This is a genomic window from Aeromonas sp. QDB25, from assembly GCF_027707725.1.
GTDB classification, from domain to species: domain Bacteria; phylum Pseudomonadota; class Gammaproteobacteria; order Enterobacterales; family Aeromonadaceae; genus Aeromonas; species Aeromonas caviae.
Genome location: NZ_JAPCIZ010000170.1, coordinates 1 through 2559 on the forward strand (window position 1 = coordinate 1; position 2559 = coordinate 2559).

Annotated in this window: 1 protein-coding gene; it reads right to left on the bottom strand. The window is 53.3% G+C overall.

The annotated features are described in order from the left end of the window. Positions 1–120: 120 nt before the first annotated feature. The gene (locus PG883_RS23120) at positions 121–2118 is read right to left on the bottom strand and encodes a methyl-accepting chemotaxis protein (RefSeq protein WP_182939684.1); all 1998 of its coding nucleotides are present in this window, start codon (positions 2116–2118) and stop codon (positions 121–123) included. Positions 2119–2559 lie beyond the last annotated feature (441 nt).

Sequence of the window (2559 nt, forward strand, 5' to 3'; positions counted from 1 at the left end):
GTGGTCGAGTATTCGAGTTCATATTGTCTATTTATCAATGACTTAACGAACGCCATTTTACCCGTTTCCCATAGGGTTCACAAGGGCTATAAGCTAAAGTTGAGAGCATTGCGTGCCTGCTTACCTGATGCGAAACCGGGCCGCTGATTGGCGCAAGGCTTCGGAAAGCATCTGAATCTGATCAGCGGAGGACACTACATCACGGATCGCTGCATAATTCCGCTCCGACATCTGCGCGATGTTTTCGACACTCTTGGCGATCTCATTATTCGCATAGCTTTGCTCGCGAAGCGAGGTGGAAATGCCATCGATTGCTGCCAGAACATTGTCGGTGCTGCCATGAATAGTCGCCATGGAATTCCCCGTATTTCTAACGAGTTCCATGCCCTCATTGACCATAACAGTTCCTTGCACCATGCTTTCCACCGCCTGCATCGTGCCGTTGCGTATCGCTTCGATCATGGTGGCGATGTCCTGGGTGGAGAGTTTCGTGCGTTCGGCCAGCTTTCGCACCTCGTCGGCGACCACGGCAAAGCCTCGCCCCTGCTCCCCAGCCCGTGCAGCTTCGATGGCCGCGTTGAGCGCCAGCAGATTGGTCTGGTCGGCAATCTTCTTGATGACATTGACGATATCCGCAATCTTGTGGGATTGCTCGTCAAGGGCTTGCATGAAATTCGATGACTGATTGACGTTTTCGACGATCTTGTTCATTTCAGCGACCGTTTTCTGGGCAAACAGCTCCCCTTCTTCGGCCATCTGCTTTGAATCAATTGCACTCTTGATTACGTCCACCGTATTGTCCGATATGTGGCCGATGCTGACCGTCATCTCTTCGACCGTCGCCGCGACAGCCGCTGCGGCATCTGTCTGCTGGTTAGTTGCCTCATGCACTTGATGCGATGAGGCCGACAATTGCTTGGCGAAACCAGCCAGTTGAACCGTCGCTACGACGATTTGTTCGACCATTTCACGCAACCCGTCCTGCATCGACTTCATAGAAGCCAGAAGGCTTGTCGTATCGTTGGACTGGAGGTTGATCGTTGCCGACAGATCGCCTTTGGCTATTCTCCGGGCAACCCCGGAGGCGTACTCGGGCTCTCCACCCAACGATTCTAGCAGGTTGCGGACAATGGCAAAGCAAATCCACAGGGTCAGGCCGACAGCTACCAGAAGCAGGCTGGCGTACGAAACGAATGCATCACGATCTGCATCCATATTCGCGTGGATTTCCTGCTGGATATCCTTTGTGTAGCTTTCCTCGACCGTCCTCAGCAGGTCAATTTTTGCAGTGATTTTGGCAAACCAGTCCTCCGGGGAATAGACCAGCTCGGCATTTGCACCCTTGTCCTTGACCATCTGTTCGATGGTGCCCACTTCCTTGAAAATCGGCTCGGCTAGCTTGGCACTCAGTAGTTTTTCCTGATCCGGCGTGGCGTACCCGATGGCCAGGCGCAAATAGGTGGCCTGATCGTTGATCAGACTCTGAAAAGTGCTGAATTGTTCAGAAGTCAGGCGCCCGGCGCTGAAGCCGCCGGTTACCAATGCCCGCTCCTGACCGTTGCGTTCCTTCAAGAACAATACTGCCTGTTTGGCATTCGACAGGCGTGACAGTTTCGATGACGGCATCTGGTTTCCGGTACGCAGCGCGATTTCCAGTAACTGCGAAATCGTCTCGCTGTAGAAGCGGAAGGACTCACCGGGTTCAAGCGAGAGACGTGTTATCTGTTCGCGCTTTTTTACGAGGTCGGCCAAAGGTTCGTTCGCAGCTTCCAGAAGTTTGATATAGCGCGGCCCGACCATGGACGCGTCGATACGCCGGATGCTTTCATTCAGGCGCAAGATGGCTGAATCGGATTGTTTGCGTTGCGCAGTGAGGTTCTCCGCAAATTTGTTACCATTGCTGTTGAGGAAGCCGGAGCTAATGCCCCGTTCATTCTGGAGTTCATGCGCCGTTTCACCCAACTCGACGACCAGGCTGACCAGAGATTCTGCCTGAACACGAGACTGATAATCTGAGTACTTGTTCCAGGCTCCGCTTAGGCCAAGGACCAACATGACCGTAATCGGCACGGTGGCGATCAGCAACAAACGGCTTTTCAGACTCGTCTTTTCAAACATTCACGCCCCCTGATTGTTCATAAATATTGAGCCAAATTCTAACTGATATTCGAGTCTGTCTGCCCGAATTGTGCCGCCGGACGGCGAGCCTGCCACCAAGGCCTCACGTTGCGCCAGCCAGGACGCCGACAACTTGCCGCGAAGCAACTGGCTGATGCCCACCTCGAGGTGTCCCATGGCCATTGCTGTAAAACAGCGTACAAACCTTTCCAGATTTCCGGGGTGATCAGCGTCCAATAGTTGCCACCCTGGGTTGTGTAACCTACCGGCGTTTTTGCCGGGGAATCTGGGGTGTTATCCATGGAAATCATGGCCGAAATCCGGCGTTGTTGTCATTTTCAGAAGACGACTGCACCAGACAACGCGGTTTGAAGGCTGTTGTGCAGTCGTCTATTGAACGAACAGTATCAGGAGTCCGCTGCACGAATGATGACCTCAAGC